The 19,350-nt window shown below is 54.9% G+C and carries 18 protein-coding genes; 11 read left to right on the top strand and 7 right to left on the bottom strand.

Features of this window, described 5'->3' with window-relative positions:
• Positions 1–769 precede the first annotated feature (769 nt).
• Positions 770–1,159 (bottom strand): hypothetical protein, encoded by a 390-nt coding sequence (locus tag U5768_RS25960; RefSeq protein ID WP_322033237.1) that lies wholly within the window; start codon positions 1,157–1,159, stop codon positions 770–772.
• 33 nt (positions 1,160–1,192) lie between these two features.
• Positions 1,193–2,059, bottom strand: a complete 867-nt coding sequence (locus U5768_RS25955; protein ID WP_322033236.1) for a hypothetical protein — start codon at positions 2,057–2,059, stop codon at positions 1,193–1,195.
• Positions 2,060–2,210: 151 nt separating this feature from the next.
• Between U5768_RS25955 and U5768_RS25950 the strand changes: the two genes are divergently transcribed.
• Positions 2,211–2,609, top strand: coding sequence for an H-NS family nucleoid-associated regulatory protein (locus U5768_RS25950; protein ID WP_322033235.1), 399 nt, complete (start codon positions 2,211–2,213; stop codon positions 2,607–2,609).
• A gap of 49 nt (positions 2,610–2,658) precedes the next feature.
• Entirely contained in the window at positions 2,659–3,324 is a 666-nt protein-coding gene (locus U5768_RS25945) for a DUF429 domain-containing protein (protein ID WP_322033234.1), read from the top strand.
• Positions 3,325–3,505: 181 nt separating this feature from the next.
• On the opposite strand, the gene U5768_RS25940 is transcribed toward U5768_RS25945, so the two are convergent.
• Positions 3,506–3,889, bottom strand: coding sequence for an H-NS histone family protein (locus U5768_RS25940; RefSeq protein ID WP_322033233.1), 384 nt, complete (start codon positions 3,887–3,889; stop codon positions 3,506–3,508).
• 200 nt (positions 3,890–4,089) lie between these two features.
• Between U5768_RS25940 and U5768_RS25935 the strand changes: the two genes are divergently transcribed.
• Positions 4,090–5,781 carry an RNA-directed DNA polymerase gene (locus tag U5768_RS25935; protein ID WP_322033232.1) on the top strand — a complete coding sequence of 564 codons (1,692 nt, stop codon included), beginning with the start codon at positions 4,090–4,092 and terminating at the stop codon, positions 5,779–5,781.
• Positions 5,771–6,493, top strand: a complete 723-nt coding sequence (locus U5768_RS25930) for a hypothetical protein (protein ID WP_322033231.1) — start codon at positions 5,771–5,773, stop codon at positions 6,491–6,493. Before U5768_RS25935 ends, U5768_RS25930 begins: the two co-directional genes overlap by 11 nt.
• A 50-nt stretch (positions 6,494–6,543) precedes the next feature.
• Here the strand turns inward: U5768_RS25930 and U5768_RS25925 are convergent, their stop codons facing one another.
• On the bottom strand, positions 6,544–6,972 hold the full coding sequence (locus tag U5768_RS25925) for a hypothetical protein (RefSeq protein WP_322033230.1): 429 nt from the start codon (positions 6,970–6,972) through the stop codon (positions 6,544–6,546).
• Between the two features lie 440 nt (positions 6,973–7,412).
• On the opposite strand from U5768_RS25925, the gene U5768_RS25920 reads away from it, so the two are divergent.
• The 7 genes from U5768_RS25920 (at position 7,413) to U5768_RS25890 (ending at position 15,150) form a co-directional block, all read left to right on the top strand.
• Positions 7,413–8,039, top strand: a complete 627-nt coding sequence (locus U5768_RS25920; RefSeq protein ID WP_322033229.1) for a hypothetical protein — start codon at positions 7,413–7,415, stop codon at positions 8,037–8,039.
• Between the two features lie 436 nt (positions 8,040–8,475).
• Positions 8,476–9,534, top strand: coding sequence for a DUF3800 domain-containing protein (locus tag U5768_RS25915; RefSeq protein ID WP_322033228.1), 1,059 nt, complete (start codon positions 8,476–8,478; stop codon positions 9,532–9,534).
• Between the two features lie 58 nt (positions 9,535–9,592).
• Complete coding sequence (locus tag U5768_RS25910; RefSeq protein ID WP_322033227.1) at positions 9,593–11,320, top strand: AAA family ATPase; 1,728 nt, start codon at positions 9,593–9,595, stop codon at positions 11,318–11,320.
• Positions 11,313–12,182 carry a hypothetical protein gene (locus U5768_RS25905; protein ID WP_322033226.1) on the top strand — a complete coding sequence of 290 codons (870 nt, stop codon included), beginning with the start codon at positions 11,313–11,315 and terminating at the stop codon, positions 12,180–12,182. The genes U5768_RS25910 and U5768_RS25905 overlap by 8 nt, the downstream gene beginning before the upstream one ends.
• Positions 12,183–12,737: 555 nt before the next feature.
• Positions 12,738–13,787, top strand: a complete 1,050-nt coding sequence (locus tag U5768_RS25900) for a type II toxin-antitoxin system RnlA family toxin (RefSeq protein WP_322033225.1) — start codon at positions 12,738–12,740, stop codon at positions 13,785–13,787.
• Positions 13,784–14,146 (top strand): type II toxin-antitoxin system RnlB family antitoxin, encoded by a 363-nt coding sequence (locus U5768_RS25895; RefSeq protein WP_322033224.1) that lies wholly within the window; start codon positions 13,784–13,786, stop codon positions 14,144–14,146. Before U5768_RS25900 ends, U5768_RS25895 begins: the two co-directional genes overlap by 4 nt.
• Before the next feature lie 338 nt (positions 14,147–14,484).
• Positions 14,485–15,150, top strand: a complete 666-nt coding sequence (locus U5768_RS25890) for a ribonuclease H (RefSeq protein ID WP_322033223.1) — start codon at positions 14,485–14,487, stop codon at positions 15,148–15,150.
• Between the two features lie 66 nt (positions 15,151–15,216).
• Here U5768_RS25890 and U5768_RS25885 read toward each other — a convergent pair whose 3' ends face one another.
• Genes U5768_RS25885 through U5768_RS25875 form a run of 3 tightly spaced genes read right to left on the bottom strand, consistent with a single transcriptional unit; the run spans position 15,217 to position 19,050 of the window.
• Complete coding sequence (locus U5768_RS25885; protein WP_322033222.1) at positions 15,217–15,741, bottom strand: hypothetical protein; 525 nt, start codon at positions 15,739–15,741, stop codon at positions 15,217–15,219.
• On the bottom strand, positions 15,738–17,747 hold the full coding sequence (locus U5768_RS25880; RefSeq protein ID WP_322033221.1) for a hypothetical protein: 2,010 nt from the start codon (positions 17,745–17,747) through the stop codon (positions 15,738–15,740). Before U5768_RS25880 ends, U5768_RS25885 begins: the two co-directional genes overlap by 4 nt.
• Positions 17,748–17,751: 4 nt before the next feature.
• Positions 17,752–19,050: a hypothetical protein gene (locus U5768_RS25875; RefSeq protein ID WP_322033220.1), complete on the bottom strand. Its 1,299-nt coding sequence runs from the start codon at positions 19,048–19,050 to the stop codon at positions 17,752–17,754.
• Between the last annotated feature and the right edge of the window lie 300 nt (positions 19,051–19,350).

The raw sequence follows: 19,350 nt of genomic DNA, 5'->3' as shown, positions 1-19,350 counted from the left end.
CAAGCCGCACAACCGGCACAAGCCGTACAACCTTTACAGACAGAGGCACCAAAAGTTGTTGTGCAGCCGCGCGACAATAGTGATGCGGCAACCGGCAATCGTGCACCAGATGAGCCGGCCGCTCCAACTGTGGAGTGACCTTTTCGCGCAACACGCCAGGGAACGCAGGAGGCACGCGACGTACGCATCCAAATTCGAAAGGCGTGTCGAAGTCAGTCGGCGGCTCCGGTCACGTTCTTCTTTGGGGTCGTGAATCACAATGCCAATGCCTTCATCTGGACCCCGGTGGCTGTCAATTGGTCGTCAGACCTACTAGAGGGCTTCTTCGGCGACATCTCTCTTTTTGCCTCTAACGGCACCTTCGCGCGTCCCCGTCTTCGCTAATCCACCTCTCTATCTCTCGCAGTCTTACGGCGAACTTAGCTTAGGCGCCAGCGCCGTATTCCTGCGGCCTTGTTGCCAAACGTGTGCCAGCAAACGGGTCGTTGCACCAATCCACCTTACCCTTGCTGTTTGATTTCGCAAGAGGTTTCGCCGCATGAAATGCTCAAGCGATTGGCCCGCTGCGGTGGTCTGAAATAGTACATAACTAGAAAATCGGTTAGGCACCTTTGCCATTGAACGAGAGCCGCTTAAGGGCTCACCTCTCATCTGAGAAAGATGACTTGTGAACTCAATGCCTGTCAGGAATTCACATTTTGTGTGCTTTTTTTCGTCCATCAAACGAAGCGTCGTTTGATGGACAAACGTGCCGCGCACCGTATTAGAATTAAAGCTCCTTCACCTCAGAGACAAGTGCAGCAGCTCCGGTTGCAATTCCCAGAATGTTACCGGTTGCCGCCGCGGCGGCCAGGACGAGTAGCGAGCCGGCGACTGTTATCATCTCGTTGGCTTCTTTTAGCTTACTGACCGCATCATTCGCTTGACTCGTAGCGTCATTCAACTGGGCAATGGCCGCATCCGCAGACTCGAGGGATGCCGCCACACCGGCAGTTCTCATCGCGTCAGCTTCATCCCGAAGGCTTGATACTGAATGGTCGAGCGTGGCACCCTGACCTAAGGATTCCGTATATCCAACTGCACTCCGAGCGGTGGTTATTTCATCGGCCATTGAGTCGCAAAGGTCAGCCAAATCGAACGAGGTTTCGGCGAGTGTCATTTAATTCTCCTGGAGAGTTTTCATTTTAAATTTCTAGTTGCCGGATACGTTTGGGACATTTGCCTGCAAATCATGATACGCTTTGTACGATTCTTGGACGAGCGGCTTTATTTGCTCAAACGCTTCCTTCGAGAGGACATTGTTACGGTTTTCATAGAGCTTAGTATGGGCTTCTTTGATGGCATTTAGGCTTGAAACATAAGCGGTTGCGGCATCGACCTGAGCTTGATACGTTCTCTTGTCGTCGTCGAACTGGCGAGTAATCAAATATCGAACGCCGCTACTCTGGCTGGAGACAGCGTTTTTTTTGTCATTGATTACCTTATTTACTTCATTTAAAGACGGAACGATTCCTCTATTCACGATGGAAATCTGGATATCGACCAGTTCGACGAAGGGCTGCTGTGACTTTCCAAGTATCGAGGCTAGTTTTTCGTCTCTATATCCTGTCTCCGCTGCATCCGCCATCGCTTGTATGACCTCTGTGACCGCATTTACTTGGCCCGTGGTGATTCCCAGAGAAGGCTCAGCCTTTTGCCACGCTGTGAGACCATCCGTCAGTTGCTTGACGTTGACACTCGACTGCACAACGTTGTCCGAAGCGATTGCGCCCAGCGCTTGCATGTATTCGCGAATTGTTTTGTCTATCGTCTCGAAACCTTTTGCTTGTTCCGTGCGCTCGGCGACAATTGCCGACAGTTGAGTCTGAGGCGGGTCGTCAGTGAGGAACTTAACGTTCTCCCGCCACGTTGGTTCGGAAACATATCCCACCGTCAGAGACTGAGCGGTCTGAGGCGGCGGCGCCATCGTCGCAAAGCTCTGAACTGCTTTTGGGTCAGCGCATGCAGTCAAAAGGCAAGCTGCAGCACCAAAGAGTATCGTGCGCTCTATTCTTGACACATCGTTCTCCCAAGATGATTTACGTAGAGTGCAAGGAAGCACTCCTATCGGCCGTCTAATTTGTGATATCAGAAAATCAAAATGACCTATGTCTGCTTTTGATGAGAAATGTATTCCTGCACACACAACGACGTAGGCTTGGTAGCCGCCGATGTATCGCAACCCCAAGACCAATGAAACTTGGAGTGGGCGTGGTCGCGCGCCCGCATGGTTAGCAGGCTCCAAGGACCGGTCGAAGTTTTTGATTGCAGTGGCCGCGGAGCCGGCAGCGGCGCCGAAGGTGAAAGCGGCCAAGGTGGTGACCGCCAAGAAGCCCGTCGCAAAAAAGGCCGCGGTATCGAAGAAGGGGGCACCTGCCGCCAAGAAGGCTGCGGCGACGACGCCGGCAGCGTCGGCTCGGAAAACTGCCTCCAAGGTCGGAGCGACCGTGAAGGCACCCATTGCCCGCAAAGCGCGTGTGGTAAAGAACGCCGTCAAAGCCACGGCTCCTGCCGACGCTGCCGTGAACCAGGCGCCGACCGAGGTTGCGAGCACGCTTGCTGAGGCCTAACCTAGCACTAAGCCGGGCTCTTGGGGCTTCGCAGCCCGGCTAAGAAAGAGTGCGTGAGGATGCCGTGGAAACGAGCACAGTTGCTGGCATTGATGTCGGCGGAGCGAGGAAAGGATGCCATATGGTCATCCTTCAGGGCGAACACATCCTCAGCAACGTGAGACGAATGACGCCGTCGGAGATGCTGCGAGAGTGTCTCAAATTTGATGTGATGGCGGTCGGTATTGACGCACCGTGCCGATGGGCAGAGGCAGGTAGCGGTCGCCTGGCTGAGCGGGAACTGGCGCGGCAGCACATTCACTGCTTTGCCACGCCAACACGAGAGCAAGCGAAGTCCAGCCCCAGCGGTTTCTATGACTGGATGCTTTGCGGTGAACAGGTCTACCACGCGTTTGCAAATGCCTATCCGCTTTTGAGTTCCCGAGAATACGCGGGCCACCGCGTGAGTTTCGAGACGTTCCCGCATGCCATTGCATGCGCTGTGCTCGGGAAGGAAACCGTTTCCGCCAAAAGGAAACTTGTCGAGCGCAGAAAACTCCTCGAGACGGTTGGCGTCGATTCCGCGGTATTGAGGTCAATCGACGCTATCGACGCCGCCCTGTGTGCATGGACTGCGGGACGCCTGGTCGCTGGACATGCGAAGCCTTATGGAGACGCGGCGGGAGGGTACATTTATGTACCGGACGTATCCGGTCAACTCTCGCACTCCGGTTGATTGGCGTGGCCAACTCATCGCTGAGACAAGCGCTGTTGGACACGGCGCCAATCGCTGGAGCATTACGGACCTAGCGCTGTTGGATACCCTCGGCTCGGCTCAATTTGCGGGGCGCTACGCCGAGACGCCTACCTCCGCAATTCCGTTGGTCATTTCGGGCAGTCCCGCGGCGTCTGTGAGTTTAGGCGCCAGCGGCGTATTCCTGCGACCGGTTAGCGAGGCGCGTGCCTGCGAACGGGTCGTTGCGCCAGTCAACCGTACTCTTACTGTTCGATTTCGTTTCGGCGGTTTCGCTGATTGCAAAATGCTGAAGGGATTGGCCCGCCGCGGTTGCCTGAACAACCCATTGCGGAGCGGTTCCTTTACCGTCCCAGGTGTGACCGAGGGCGTCTCGATAGCGCACTGCTCGTAGTCGCTGTTGGTCCGCGGCAAGAGACGCCGCGACATCCTCGGGTTTGATTCCAAACTCGTCCATACGTCGCCGTAGGTAGGCGACGATGCTTTCACGTCTTCTTTCGTCCATTTTCTTACCTTCGCGCTCGTGCAGAAACTCTGGGCGGCGCATTTCTCTGTAGCCAGGATAACACATTCACGGCGGAGGCCAACGGCTCGGCGTGCGCGAGTGCAGGGCTAAGTGCCGCGGGGAATGGGCTCGTTGATTTCCTGCCCCTGCATTGAGTCGCTCCCCCCTCTGTTACGATGGGAAGGAGCACCAACCCAGTCCACACGGCCGAACGTAAAGCTATGCCAAATAAGGGGCCCAAATTGCTGAAGCCGACTTTGCGTCATTTTGCACGCGCCGCCTTCGACATCTCAGCACACGGTGACAACGACACGTTACCGTTCGATATAGACGTTCGCTTCTGTGGGGACCGGGCGCAGGACTTGGCGACCATTGCGCTCGGATTCTACGAGGAGTTACGTGATGGGCCTATCAAGGAGAACCATGAGCGAATCGCTGGATTGCATGTATCTAGCGAGCGGCTTATTGCCCCTTCGGGGCCTGCTGGCTTCCGAGTCGTAACCAAGATTCATCCGTTTTGGAACATATACCTCAACGGTTTGGCCGTTTCAGTGGCCGAGGTGCTGGAACCCCAGCGCAAAGCTACCGTTCACTCGTACCGGTTTCTGGATGGCGACGGGCCGCAGTTGTTTGATTCCAACCGTTCTTGGCGCGCGTTCAAGGAGGCGACTCTGGAGGGCCTTGATGTTGCGGGCCCAGATGCTGTCATTGTCCAGACCGACGTGTCGAGCTTCTACGAACACGTCTCGCACCACTACATCGAAAATTTCATAAACGACCTCGGTGGCGATAGCAAGCAAGTCTCGAGGCAAGTAAATGCGCTATTGGGCAAGCTCTCCGCAGGGCGGTCCTTCGGGCTTCCGGTTGGGGGGCAAGGAGCGCGTGTCTTGGCCGAACTATTCCTCAACCAGGTCGATACTGCTATCACTGCGGCCGGTGTTACGTGGCACCGCTATGTCGACGATTACGTGCTGATTGCAGGCAATACCGCTGACGCCTACCGTGCACTCGGGGTATTGGCGCAAAGCTTGATGGATTACGGTCTAAGTCTCAACAAATCGAAGACTGTTTTCCTTTCATCGAAGCACTATCGGGACTACGTGAACTCTCAGCTTGGCGCCGGTGACGACGAGGCGAACAAGCTCCGGACCATCGACCTGAAATTTGACCCGTATTCTGATAACCCCAGCCACGACTATGAATCGCTGAAGGAGACCGTCGAGACGCTCCAAGTTCGGAATTTGCTGAATCGGGAGCTGGAGAAAGCGTTACCCGACACGTTCTTGGTAGCGCAAATCGGCCGCACGATGCGACTACATGAGCCGCATGTCGCACTCGAAATCGCGTCCACGTTGTTGAACGGTACGAATCTCCATGCGTTCCGCTCGTCGTTTTCCACCATAATGCGGGGCATCGCGCACTTACGCGGTGACTCGCGCTTTGAGTCCATCTACGCAGACATCGACTCGTTGCTGGATGCGGTTCCAGTTCACTCGGCTCATCTCCTCAATGTCGACGCAAGCCTTCTGCATTACATGCGGTGTTTGAGATTCTGCTCAACGCCCGAACGAGCTGTGTATGTGCGCAAGCTTTGGGACTCGACGCAGCTCGACGTTGTTCGGCGTGCGTGCATAGACTGCTGGCGAAATTGGGGCGACAGACCGGGGTTCAACTTGCTTCGCAATCGATGGGCACAACTCAGCGCTGATTGCCAGCGCCTGTTTTGGCTTGCGACCTACAAATTTGACGACGAAGGTGACGCAGCACGGCGGCAATTCCGTCGTGCAACTCCGCAGGCTTGGGCGCTCGGAGTGGAGGTTCCGTTAGATAGGGAGAAGGACAGGGAGAAGCTTAAAAGGCACCCGCGCGGCGCGGAGCCGCTGTTGGCAACGGTCTACGAGGAATGGGCGAAGGAGGTCAAGGATGCAAATTGACCCGCGCTCTGTTGCCCGAGAAATCCCTGGCATCTTTGATGAAGTGTTTCCTCAACTGACACCAGGCATCGTGGCGCACTTCAACTCTGGCGCTGACGGGTTCCAGATTCAAGAGCTACCTCTGGCGTTGCTTGCTTTGTCTAAGCTTCAGCGGGCGATGTTATTCGAACTCGGCTACTCCGTTGGTGAGCGTCTCGTCACTGGGGTTCCTGTGGACTGGACCGAATGCATTGAGGCGACGCTCCAACGGCAGCAGGCTTTCTTCGACGCGAAGCTCCCGGAAAGAATTGAGTTGTGCGACGAGACGCTTGCTACCATTGTCGGAGGGAATCTGGCAGCACGACTGAGGGCGATGAGCGAAGAGCGAGGGCTGCCTCTCATGCTGCGCCCGGCAATCCCCGGACTCGAATGGATAGCGAGCGGGCAGGGTGACTTCTCGGTTGGCCACACGTTGATTGAAGTCAAGTGCACCGCCAAGCGGTTTTCAGCCTCCGACTATCGCCAAGTCGCCATTTACTGGCTCCTTAGCTATGCAGCAGCTATCGAAGGCCGGGGCGATGAATGGCAGGACTTTGTTCTGCTCAATCCGCGCAACGGTGTTGAGGTGTCGATGCGCTTCGCCCCATTCCTGTCTGCCATTGGCAGTGGGAGAACGAAGGTAGAGATATTGCAGCTGTTTCAATCGCTCGTAGGCTCCCGCCTTACTCGGTAGACAGTCGACTTACCCAGCAGGGCGGGAACTAGCGTTGGGATGTCGCGGAGTTACGCCCAGTCGACGTCCTTCGGGTCAAACAAAGTCGTCGCACCAGGGTATGTGGAACAGTCGCACTCCGCGTTGCCCAACTTTCGTAGAGCGGCGTGATGGCGGTCGGTCATCCATCGCTCGAACCCCGCATCACGCAGCAATGCGCGGAAATCGCGCAGGTCGTCGGCGCTGGGGAACACCTGCGTGATATAGCGCTCGGCGTCGAGGCGACCGGCTTCGGCGGCGGCCGACAGGCTATCAAACACCCATCGAATCACGTCCGCACCTGGCATCCGGCTGAGCTCGGTCACTTGAATTGGTAACAGCACCTTGTCTACGTGGTTCCAGCCGCCGAACTCGATGAGGGCACTGGCAGCCCGCTCACCTTCTTCGGTTTCGAACATGAGGGAGGTGACTTGCGGGATGTACGCGTTGATTGTTGACATTCTCTAGTTCTCGCGAATCTTTTTGGTTGTTGGCCAGCGATGGGCTAGCTATTGAATGTCGGCAGATTTACCCGGACTCTTGAGACTGATTCGTCGTTATTGATTCGCGAACACGGGTTCCATCGCCGGCTGGTAACATCGTGCGCCGACGAGTTTGCGCCGCGCAGCGGCGTACCCATTTGTGACCTAGACCAACAAGAATTATGTCTGAGACCGCCGACGATTTGAATCCTCGCTCCGTGGCGTTGCAACTTACGAAGTACTTCACCTGCCCCATTGACTGGTCTCAGGACGTGGCAATGCAGCCAATTGAGCCTGTTCTGTATCGAAAGTGGTTCTATACAGTGGCAGCAGCGCTACCCGGCGGCATGGGCGACGCAGACTGTCTTCGTAGCAGCCTTGGGGAGTATTGTCGAGCTCCTGCGGAGGACTCGCACGAGATGCTAGCGTTGCTCTCGGATAGCAACGACATCACAGAGGCATTCCTGTCAGATACTAAGCGGATAGCCGACAACGCAAGGTACTACTACGAAGACTATGCGCAGGCTTACTCAAGCGCGTGTAGTCGACTACAGGGAATCCGAGCGCAGACATCGTCGCAAAGGGAAAAACACTACGCACTTGGCTGTAAGACGATTGAGGATGTCAGGCAGTATTCCGATGGGAAGCGTGACGTCGGCATCATGTTTCCGACCCTGACGCCACAACTACAGGAGTATGCGTTTTGGCTGAGTATGGCACATCTTTTCGACTCCACAGAGCGGGAGCATGAGCGAGACGCCGAAGACTACTCGCGCGAAGCCGAGCAAAGCCGGTTTGAGCTTGCTTGGAAGCAACTCTTAGGGGAGCCGCAAAGCTACAGAATCTGCTTGGATGCGTTGGGTCCAGTAGGCTTTTACAACGGGGCGCTAGCCAACTTCCTCATATTTGATGTCTCATTGCAATCGCAGATATTCCATTGCTATCCTGCTCTTGAGCCGATACCAGGGTTGTCCGTCGCCTGCGTGGACGACCTCCAAGGTCTAGATGATTGTCTTGTCGAAAAGAGGCCGTTTCCGTTTCCATAAGTGACGCGGTTGCCTGGCACCGGTAAGCGTCGTCGACCGAAGAGCGTTGCCAGAGACTTCCGCCGGGACCAGTGTGTGACATTTTCAGCGTGTATCTAACGAGTCCCGTCTAGTCCGTAGAAGCCTTCGGCGCAAGCGCTTACTGGCAGGTCATGGTCGAGGCAGGCATGGCCCCGTTGCTCAGTTCAACAGGTGGTACGTCAATTCGCGACGAGTGCTGACGGTGGTGAGAACGCGTAGTGGGACGTACTGGTCGAGAGTATTCGATATGCATGGGCCATGTCAGAACTTTCCCAATGTATCTCTTAATCGCAACATCGCGTCCACAATCACAATGCTAGCAATCGACGTAAGCGAAATTCGGAAGAACTTTCTGTATCTACCGCCTGCTCCTAGCGACAAGGTCCTCAAGCGGCTATACGGAGTGGATGAGAAGATGGTCTTCTACTACGACGAAACCAACAACATCCGTAAGCTTCATCTGAGAGATGACGGGCAGCCTAACGACCGAGAGCTGAAGAATTTCATTCTCGGCGGCATTGCGCGACGAGCGATGACACCTCTTCCCGACGCTGCTCCGCTGCGTGAGGCGATGCGAATTCAAAAAAGCGCGCCAGAGATTAAATTTGACCTCGTTGCGAAGGGCGATTATCTCGATGTTTTGCGCTCTCGTAAGTTGAATATTTTTCTTCAATTTCTTGTTAATAACAAGCTGTACATTCACTACTACAACTTAAATCTTGTGTACTGGTCGTTGGTGGATATTGTCGATTCGCTTTTCGCCGATTCGCGGTTCATTCAATTCATGGTTTTTCATCGTGAAATAAAAAATGAGCTTTACGCCATCGTCTCGCGAGACTTATTCGCGTTCATGGCTCTTCTTCGAGCGTACGACTATCCGAATGTGGGAAGGAAGGCGCCCGAATTTGCAGGGGCTGTTCTGGAGTTCTTGAACGTAACGGCGGAAATCCCGCGCACACCAGCAGATTCTATGTTGAAATCTATGGTAAAAGAGGCGTCGAAGCTCGATGAACTTGCGTTTCTTGTCGATAATGAGAATCATGTTCTCATAGACGGCTTGCACGACTTCTATATACGTCCGGTTTGTCTTTTCAGGAAGTCTCAGCACGTCTTTGATGAAGAGTTGACCATACAAGAGCAGCTTGGCGATGTCGTATTTTGGAACGGGACCAAGAAGGTCCAATTTTCATTTGTGGACTCGAAGAGTTCGTTCGGTGTACAGCTTTCGGATGTGGTATGTGGGCTGCTCGGCAAGCATTTCAATTTCATCGAGGATAGTTCCATGCCGGAGCTACGTGAGGCAAAGGCACAGTTGGACGAGATACAACGCAACAACTTGAGCCTTCTGCAGAAGTTGATTGACGTTTCCGATAGGTTCAGCAACGGGATGCTTTACAGGGTCGTCCCGGCCGACAGCGATTTTAAGCATCATGCGTTTACGTTCGGATTGCCGACACCACCGCATCTCGCTTGATTTAGCTTGGCGTGGTTGACACAGCATCTGAATCCAGTACTTTTTTGCGAAGATACATATGGCAGCAGCAACAAATGGTCGGGGTTCGGGCCGGGACTTCAAGACGTTTTTCGGATTGACTGAGCTCCCTCCCAGCCGGATGCGCCCGTACTCGGTACTCATCGTCCCCAGTTCCGAGAAGGTGAAGGGGGCACGTTTTCAGATTCAAGTAGACATTCACGTCAAGTTTGACGGTGATGTCGACTCGATGAGTATGGGCGGATTCTTCGGCTATGTGACGTCCACTCCTTCGGAGTCGGCGGATGTGCGCTGGTTACATGACACTGTGGGTGCTTCGACCAATGAATTTGTGCCGGCGGAAGAGTCGCAGCAGTTCTTTACGATGCTGCCGTCGATGGAGGACTATCGGCGTATCGTGAGTGTGTTGGGGGCGGACGTTGCATCGAATGTACTGCTTGCGTTGAACGACCTGGTTGCACTCACTGAACTTCTACCCCGCTCAGAACTTCCGAAATCTGCTTCCAAAACTGAGGTTTTCCAGAAGGCGTTCATTCGGACCGCAGAAGCATTCTTTGCATACAAGAATGCTGGACCTATCCTTAAGGGGCTTGATGCCGAGCAAATCGGCCGCATGTCCGGCGACATCGAAGTTGAGTTCCAGCTAGCTGGAAAGAAGAACGGTCATCAGCTCAAGTTCCGCTTTGACCACGGGGCGGAGTTGCCGAAGCGCATCTCTGTGGTTATCGGGAAGAACGGAGTCGGAAAGAGTCAGGCACTCGGCCGAATCGTGAATGCAGCCTTGGTGGGCGACGATAGCGCCTTACATGAGGGGGCCACTAACGGGCGGGTTCTTATCAATCGCATACTTGCATTTGCGCCGACGAACGAATCCGCATCCGTATTTCCGTCAGAACGCAGGAAGAGTCCAAAGGTATGGTACAAGCGCTTCGCACTGAACCGCGGAGGACGTGTCCGACGGGGCGGTGGAGTTGCTGACATGATGTTGCAGATAGCGCGCTCGGAAAGTCGGATTGGCAATCTACTTCGGTGGCAGCTATTCCTGACGGCGATTCAGTCAATTTCTGATTGGCACCAGATTGCGCTGTTGCGAACGAATAAAGGCGACGAACCTGTCGACATTCAATTTCTTCGGCCCGCCGAAGTCATGGACCGTGCCGGCGACCTCAGTGTTGAAGCCGAATCCGAGCAGTCTATCGCTGACGACAACCTGCTAGACCTGTTCGCAGCTATCGACTTGAACAAGGACCCCGTCCGCTACGTGGACGGGCAGGCATTCGCGTTGAGCAGTGGCGAAATCTCCTTCTTGCGGTTCGCGGCGCAAGCGAGTCTGTACATAGAGAACGGTTCACTGCTGTTATTGGACGAGCCGGAGACGCACTTACACCCGAACTTCATAAGTCAGTTCGTGGCGCTACTGAACACAATGCTGGCCCAGACTGGGTCTGCTGCAATCATCGCGACTCACTCCGTGTACTTCGTACGTGAGGTTTTTCGGGAGCAGGTGAGCGTGCTCCGCACGACTGACGATGGCTTTGTCTTTAGTGACCCGTTGCGGTTGCAGACGTTCGGCGCAGATGTGGGAGCAATTTCATGCTTTGTTTTTGGCGAAGACGAGCCAACGAAGCTCGCGGCCGACGTAGAGCAGCGTCTGCTTAGCCGCTATGAAACTTGGGATGAGTTATACGCCACCTATAAGGGGGAGCTTTCTCCTGAAATATTGAGTTCTTTGCGTCTGGCGCTCGAGAGGAGGCAGGCGAATGAATAAGCTTACTCCCCCGGACATTGACGACGCAGCGGCATTCACCGCCTTGGCAAACAATCGCCGTGTAGACAGCTTTCCTCGATTACAGGGTTCGGTGCCCGCAATCACGGAGGGCTATATTCAGTATCGAGCTGCCGGGGGAAACGGTTTCGCTGTGCAGGCGGTTCAGCTGGATGCGGAGGTCGGACCACTCCTGAGAGCGCACTATAGGAAACCGCCCGGAGTACTGAAATACATCACGGACATGCGCCGGGAGTCCGAGCACTGGGTCTGTCCTATGTGCGGCTCGTTGCACAGCGGACAGCTAGACCATCTGTTGCCAAAGGAGGACTACGCAGCCTTTGCAGTCTTCTCGCTGAATCTCGTCCCAGCATGCAAATGCAATACTCGGCGAGGTCGGGCCTTGCTCGGAAATGCGCCTGGCGAGCGCATATTGCATCCGTATTTTGACGAATGCTTGTCGGAACGGTTGATTGCGGCGCGATTTGACGACCTTGGGCTCGTTCCGAGGGTGAGTCTGCAGCTATGTGTTCCGCAGGAACACGTGCAGTACGAGGCCATCGCGTTTCATAAACGGCGCATTGTCGAGCGGACTGCGATTCTCCGGTATTTCGCTGATGGTTGGAGCAACCTATGCCGACGTCCGCGTCTGGCCATTAGGGCTTTGGCAGTTGTGCCTGCAAGCTCTGAGCAACTGCGAACCACGCTTCTGGAGGAGGTGGGATTGTTAGACGAGGAGCACGGAGGGAAAAACAATTGGAACTCAGCCTTCGTCACGGGTTTGCTTGACCCTCATGTCGTCGATTGGCTTTACGCGCGGTTAGCCGCGCCCGGTCGGGCTGCCGACGGGCCGCTGGTCGCCTAAGGCGGTCCACGAAGCGCAGAATGTGGGACGACTGTGCTGGCGCGGCGATGCCATCGCAGTGCCGTAGTCGAGGCTGTCACGTCCCACATCGCCTACGTTTGCCTATGGGATTTGGAAGGAGCGTCGTTGCTTACTTTGCGGGGGCAAGCGTTTCGAAGCGACGGTCAGAACTGCCGAACGATGACGAGAGGTGACGACGATTGGGGGTGCCTCTTGCGCCGAAAAGTCGCTATGCGGCCAGCGGCCGCTTTCGATAGCACAGTCGGCAGCCGTTGGTCACGGGGCATCCTTGGCTGTCAGCACCTTGTGGCCCTTTGGGCTGGGCAGCGGCTCGAGAAGTCAGCGACGGACTTGCATCTGTTTCGTCTCTGGGAGTCTGTAGAGGGTCATTTATTGCGAAAATGGGCGATTTGATTGTGAAAATATCCTTTTTATTCAGTGATTTAGCATGTTGCGCTTGAGCTTGTGCTAGACTTCGCCGACCTTAAAGCGGGCGCTCGGCAGTACCCACTGCGCTCCACGGCGCTCGACCAACGTCTCAGAAAAGCAACACAAATGGCGACTTCATCGTTCACCGGCCTCTATCTCAAACGTGAAAAAATTGCGGATTGTCTGGTCGCTTTTGGCGCGGAGAAGCTTGCAATCAAAGATGTCCGGGACCAGAAGCATTTTCACTACAGTGGCGAACTCGCAGGGACTCCGTTCCTGATTAACGTCTTCGCCAACAAGGACGGAAGCACGACACTCGGTTTCTCGAAGGGCGACCGTAACGTGTTTGACGTCTTGGCGACCGAGGTCCGCGACAAGTGCTCGTATTCGGACAAGAATCGATTTGACGTCTCCATCCCGAAGATGGACGCCTCGCGGCTGGCCAAGTTGAAGGATTTTTTGGCGGGTGGGGGAGTTGAGCTCTTCGTTACCGAAAAAGGGTCGAATTATGAACTGACCCGATATCGTGGTATCAATGGTGACGTAGTCACGGTTAAGCTGTACACGAACGGAACGCTGCAGTTCCAGGGCAAGTATGCTCAGGTCGCCGCGCTGGTCATGGACTTCCTGCAAGGCGAGCTGACCCTCACTACGTTCGTTGAGAAACAGATTGCCATTTGCCATGTTGATATAAAGGCAGAGGCTATTGTTGATGAGCTTAAGGCGCGCTATCCGTCCCTTTTCGACTACGCCGACGACAAGGTGAAAAAGCAGTTCTCGGCAGCGCTTACCCTGCAGAAGTTGGACATTGAGCTAGAGGACTTCTCTGCCGTAGCTTTCCCGGCACTCCGTGGTCTGGAGGGTATTATTAAGCAAATGCTTATTGACGCGGGTCTGAAACCTGCCGCTAAAGATGCGGTCGGGCAGTATTTCGAGCAGCCGCTTGTTGGGAAGTGGCAGCTTCTCCCGGTGAACGCGAGTCACGTAGGCGCTCACTGGGCAGACGTACTGGGCAATGCCTACACGGAATATTACAAACATCGGCACCCGTTGTTTCACATGGAGTCAATGGTCGAAACGACCAAAATCCTCGACTCCCTCAAGGACGCGTGCGACATTGCCGACAACGTGATGAAGTGTGCCGAAGTTTGGTGCCAGAAAGTAGCGAATCTATGAACTTACCGTTCCTCGTACGGACGGCGACCGTCCCAGGAATTTCCGCAGCTGTGTTTTCGTCGGGCGCACGTAGCCCGATGGATGAGCTCGACCTCTTAGAGAGCGAGCTTCGTGAGCGGAAAGTGCGTGGGGCGGTCTTGTTTGACCTTCTATTGGTCAATGGCAACAAGGACCGTTACTACTTGGCGACATTCAATGGCGAGCATTTCGCGTCGTATCGTATGCAGAACGTCAATGGCCGCAAGTCGGAGTTCTGCCGGATGTCAGCCGCTGTCTACAAAGAGACAGCGGAGCAAGTCGATACCACCATCCTTTCGCCTGCAATGCGCCTCGCTCTCGTGCGAGGGGTTCCCTTATAACCTCGCCTCAACCGCCAACGCTCGCCAAGCTCGGACTATCGATGTCCGCTGGCGCAGCAGATGGTTTGCATGGTTAGATATGCCGCGCCCACGCCGCAGTTCTTCGTTGTTCATACAGCGGACGGTGCGAGAGAAGGGGGCTTGCAAGCGTCTGGCACGCCAAACAGCAAAAACTCTTAGCGGTTCACGCAGGCCTCTGAGCGCGACCGCTGGCGCTCTGCAGTTGCACAACGGTGCATTCCGCAGGACGGTCGTACGTACCTGATAGACTCCTGTGTTTATGTGCACGACTCTTGTCGGTGGTGCGCCTTGGTCAAGTTATTACATTGCACTTAAACATGCCAATCACCAGAGATAGCGACTCTCCGAAGATAACCGGTGACGTTATTAACGCGGCACTCACCTGGTATAAGATGCCGAACGGCATCACTGAGCGGGCGCTGCGCGCTGCTGTCGAAGCATTGTTACGTGAGCGCAGCGGCGCGCCCCCGCTCGTGCCAAAGTCACAGGACCTGTTTGAGCCTACCGAGACCAAGATAACCGCTGAGGTCGAGTTTAGTCCGCCGACAGAAGCCGGTGACTTTGTGGTGTACTCGGACGGGTCGTCGCTCCGCAACCCAGGTCCCTCTGGTTGTGGTTGGGTCGTTCTCAGCAATGGGAAAGTCGTCTATGAAGGGTTTGAGGCGATTGGCCATGGTACGAACCAGATAGCCGAAATCAGGGCTGCGGCGCATGGGTTGAAGGACTTACCCCAAGGTTCGACCGTGGACCTTTATACGGACTCGCTCTATGTGGTCAAAACGATGCGAGGCGAGTTTCGGAAGAAGACAAACCATGACCACTGGGCTTTTCTTGACGAAGCTGTCCGCCGCCACAAGACCGTCAAGTTTCATCACGTCAAAGGTCATGCCGGCCATGACTTCAACGAGCGTGCGGACGTGCTCGCAAACAAGGGCGCGACGATTTCAAAGAAGCAGCTTGCTGGGAGCGGAAGCCTGAAGTAGTGCCGTCTCCGACGGGTACCGCAGTGTCGGTGAGCTAAATACTATCGTCGTCGGCGAGATTTGCTGTCAAAACTTCCTTCGCGCGTCCTCCCGGTTTTTTGCTATCAACCGTTTGGCGCGCGCAAGGTCAATGGGCTGAACCTTCTCGACGGGATTCAGTGCTGTCTTCAGCTTCTGCTCGAGTTGCCTGATGTAGAGCAACAGCTCGGCATTTTTGGTGCGGGACTGCTTCAGCTCCGACGTTAGTCGCGTAACTTCATCCCTCCATGGTTTTGTCGGGTCGACGGGGCGCGGCGCCTTCTCCGGAGGCGACTCATTCTCAAGCTTTCTACGTAGAGGGTGATTTTCAGGAAGCACATTTTTGAGTGCTTCGAGGATTTCGGGATGGTTGACGTAGTTTGTTCGGCTCCGGTCAGCTTCTCGCGCGATGGTCAGGAGATTCACACGGAGCTTCCCTGTCTTCAGCAGCCTGTGGTTCTCTTCCTGTTCCGGCGCATTGGCCAGCAGCCGGGCCAGTGCATCAGTGAATGGAAGCGCAATCTCGGGGATGTCTGCATCCTCGATGTCAGAAGTGGACGCAGGGTTGGTCATTCGAAGCGCTCCAGTATCTTGTCGCATTGAGCAATGTTTCGTTCAGTGACGGCCTCGACGTCGCTCAAGCCCGCCGCCCTGTTGCTATCCCGGACGGCAATCATCTTTATTTTGCGTGCCTGCCAGAACGGCTTGTGTTCCTTCAGTATCAAGAGATTTCGGCAGTACTGGCAAGACGAAGTAGGAGACAGGCCGTCGAATTTCGGCGAGGTGGCAAGAATTTTTGCGGTGCTATCACGGAGATTGCATTGAGCATGCTCAGGCCTGAAGACGCATGCTCCCCAATTCAGCCCCCAACCCCAGACGTTGTCCGCGCTCGTTATGCGACGGATGGCATCGAGCGCTTCATCCTGGTCTTCAGCCTCCAGATTGGTATCGAAGCTCCACGTCAAATCCTCTGCGTCGTTGCCCATCCCACCTGCAGACGACTCGCCGTGGGTTAAACGATACAGCAGTTCGGACGCGTACTCGATGGACTCGCTTCGAAGCAGCCATTCAAGTTCGGTGTCTGTGCCCAAGTAGTATTTTTCAGTCATCGCAACGCTGATGTGATGCAGTTGCCGCGATATTGCAGGCAGCAACGTCTCGTCCACCCGAAAGCAGAACCGAGCGAAGCTTTTGCGCCATTGATGACTCGTGATTTTCCATTTCTCGAATTCATCAGGGAAGTCGACGTAATGGTGGACCCACATGTTTTGCCCGTCAGCGATAACAACGCTGGCCACATCTCCGATATGCTCGGCGAGGTCCGGCAGCCTGCGATTATTGTTGAGCGAAAAAAGTAGGTCGTTGCGCCCCGTGAGTTTACGGTAGCGACTGTAGAGTTTGTCGAGCACCAGAGCAGCGCGGATGGGAAGCGGCAGATAGTCAGAGCCAACCGGTCGCATACCGGCTAGCCACCGGCCGGGCCGGTCTCTTTCTTCGCCCTTGTAGATGTAGCCTTTGATGAAGAACAGTTCTTCTTCGCCCGACGGTGACCGCTCGATTTCAAGGCACGCTGGCCAGCCGGTCTTTTTGTCGTACGGGAGAGCGGCGAGACCGCAAAGCTCCGAGATGCGCATACCTGTGCCGCCCTGGATTGCGATGGTGCAGCAATCGCGTACGTCGCTGAAAAGTGCGCGGGTGGCATACCACATATCTAGCCCTGTCTCCCGGTACTTTTCTTTGGTTCTGCGTCTCCGGGTCCTGACCCAAGGCTGAGCAAACCCGGGGCACCACGGCTCTGACATTGACGGGGGCGTGCTAAATGTCAGCTTGGCCATTTCCGCTTTCTGGCGGGCGGTGTCCTCCGGGAATTTCGCCTGAATGGCAAAATATTCCTCTAGGGCTGCGAGCGCCTCGGGAATCTGGATGTCCATCCATTCGGCGACTGCATTCATTGTGGGAATGTACAGCGCGTCCGGCACAGCCGGTATACGCTCGGGCAAGGGTGCGCTCGATGCCTTTGCAAGGGAGAAAGGGCTTACGCCGCCATAGGGGACCATAGGAATAATTGGAAGCCCAGCGTTCCTGATAGCATCCCGGACCGCATAGAGAAGAACCGGGAACGACAGATATTTCGATACCGTGTTCGCGGTGTACCCCTTGGTTCCACCAACTCCGGCCTTGAGCAGATAAACGTGCGCCTTGTACTCGTCGAGAGCTTCATTGGTCAGCTCGCCCATACTTGAATGTCCAGACAGGACCATCCATCTGACGAGAAATCGAACCCGTGCCGAGAGGTCATAGGCCGCACTATTTTTGAGCTTGCGCCTGTTGGGTCTGATGCTGAATAAGGCCTGCACGGCAATTTGCATCTCGACAGCTAGCTGCATCCATCGCGCGTCTGTGAATACGCTGCCGTCTGGCAGCGAGAATTCCCAACTGATTGCCATGTCTGGACGACCCGGGGTCGTAGACTGGTAGCGCCATTCCTCGTCGTCGACGCCCTCTGATTCTTGCTCTGTGATGAAGTCATTCAAGACTTCTTCAACCATCGCCTCCGCGGCCTGTTTTCTACGGGTCATGTCGTCAGTCCATTTCAGGGATAGGAGGGAGTTCCAGCTTCAACGCCTTCTCGATATCGGCTTTCGGAATCAGCGGCAACCACTGCTCCTCAATGGCGGCTAGCTGCGGTCGGTACACCTCGTTCCAGTGATTCCAGTCCAGCCTGCCTTTGGCCGAAACGTATGCATCGCGGACTTGCAGGATGCGCGCTATTGATTTGGGCCTGCCAGCATTCACCGAGGACAGGGGGCAGGCCGGGCACAAGCCATAACCAGAACAAGGGCGGCCGGATTGTTGTCCGGACAGCGGGGAGTCGTATATGTTGAAACAGTCGAACCCTGGAGTTGCGCCGGCATTCAGTTGGCTTACCGCTTCGGCGGTGGGGCTGCGCGGGTCGATTTTGCCTTTGCTGCGATGGAATCGTTCGCGATACGTCAGTACGCGGGCAAGCCTTGCCCGGTCCCGTGCTTTTGCCGCAGGCGAGGTGTAGGTCGAATCAATCAGGTCAACCGTCTCGCTGATTTGACCACTAGCTTCTTTCTGCGCAAATATGTCGCCATTTGAGATGATGTGGACCAACTCCAACCCCGTTGGTCTCAACATTTTTATCGAAAACCGCGGCAGCTTATATTGTGCTTGAAACTCCCTTAGATTCTTTTTGAAATCGGGGCTGAGTGCGCCATTCCGTATGTCGTAAATAGACCGGACTTTTCCGTCCGGCGATAACCGAAGGAAAACAAGCTTTGCAGCGTGAGCTGGTGCAAATAAACGCAGAAGAGCGAGTTTTTCTTCAAGTTTGGATAAAAGCTTTACAGGATTGGCCCAAGTATCAATTTCTGTTGAGTATGAACGAGGCTGTTCTACAGAGCCCGCGCGGCCCTTTTCCGGATTCAAGAACCATCGTTCATTGCCGTACAGGGGATGAGTTTTGGTCACCCGGTCCACGGTCCATTTTGCGAGGGTAGACGGGTCATATGCAGTGACAATCGCATTCAAGATGACGAATGGGACTAGGTCGCGGGACGTGATATAACGCGTGGACCATTGGCTATTGGCATGGAACTGAATGTCCGGAAATCGACAGTTCTTCAACTCTCCAGTTTCGCTGTAATTTTTTGCTTCAATCACAGTTGAGGATTTGTTCTTATCTATGTCATTTAAGTCAGCATAGCAGGCGCGAATCACCGCTATCGTTGTTATCTCATCTAAAGATTTTGTGTGATTGATACTATCCCGTCCTTCTTTGTCAAAACGCTTGGGAAAGTACAGACCTTTGGGAATCGATTGGCCCTCGTACCGGACCCCTTCTAGATACTTGAACAAGCTTCTTATCGTGCTGAGGTAAGCGAACTTCGTGAGGCCCGCATAAGGCGTCCCATCCTCTTTTCGGGCTGACTCAAGAAGCGACACATGGTCATCTACTACAGCTTGCGATATATCTCCGAGCGTGTTCAGAGAAAATCTCTGCTGGCTCGAAGCATACGTTAGGAAACGCTTAGCTGAGTCACATACGTGAGCACGGGTTGGAGCGGCTTTGTGCGCCCCACTTGCGAAGACCGCGTGCGCAAACGGCACGGCTAGCGTCCCGTGCCTCAGCCACTTGGATACGTCGATAGCGTGGAT

Source organism: Paraburkholderia sp. J76, from assembly GCF_905220295.1.
GTDB lineage: Bacteria > Pseudomonadota > Gammaproteobacteria > Burkholderiales > Burkholderiaceae > Paraburkholderia.
This window is presented reverse-complemented; position numbering and strand designations above follow the sequence as displayed.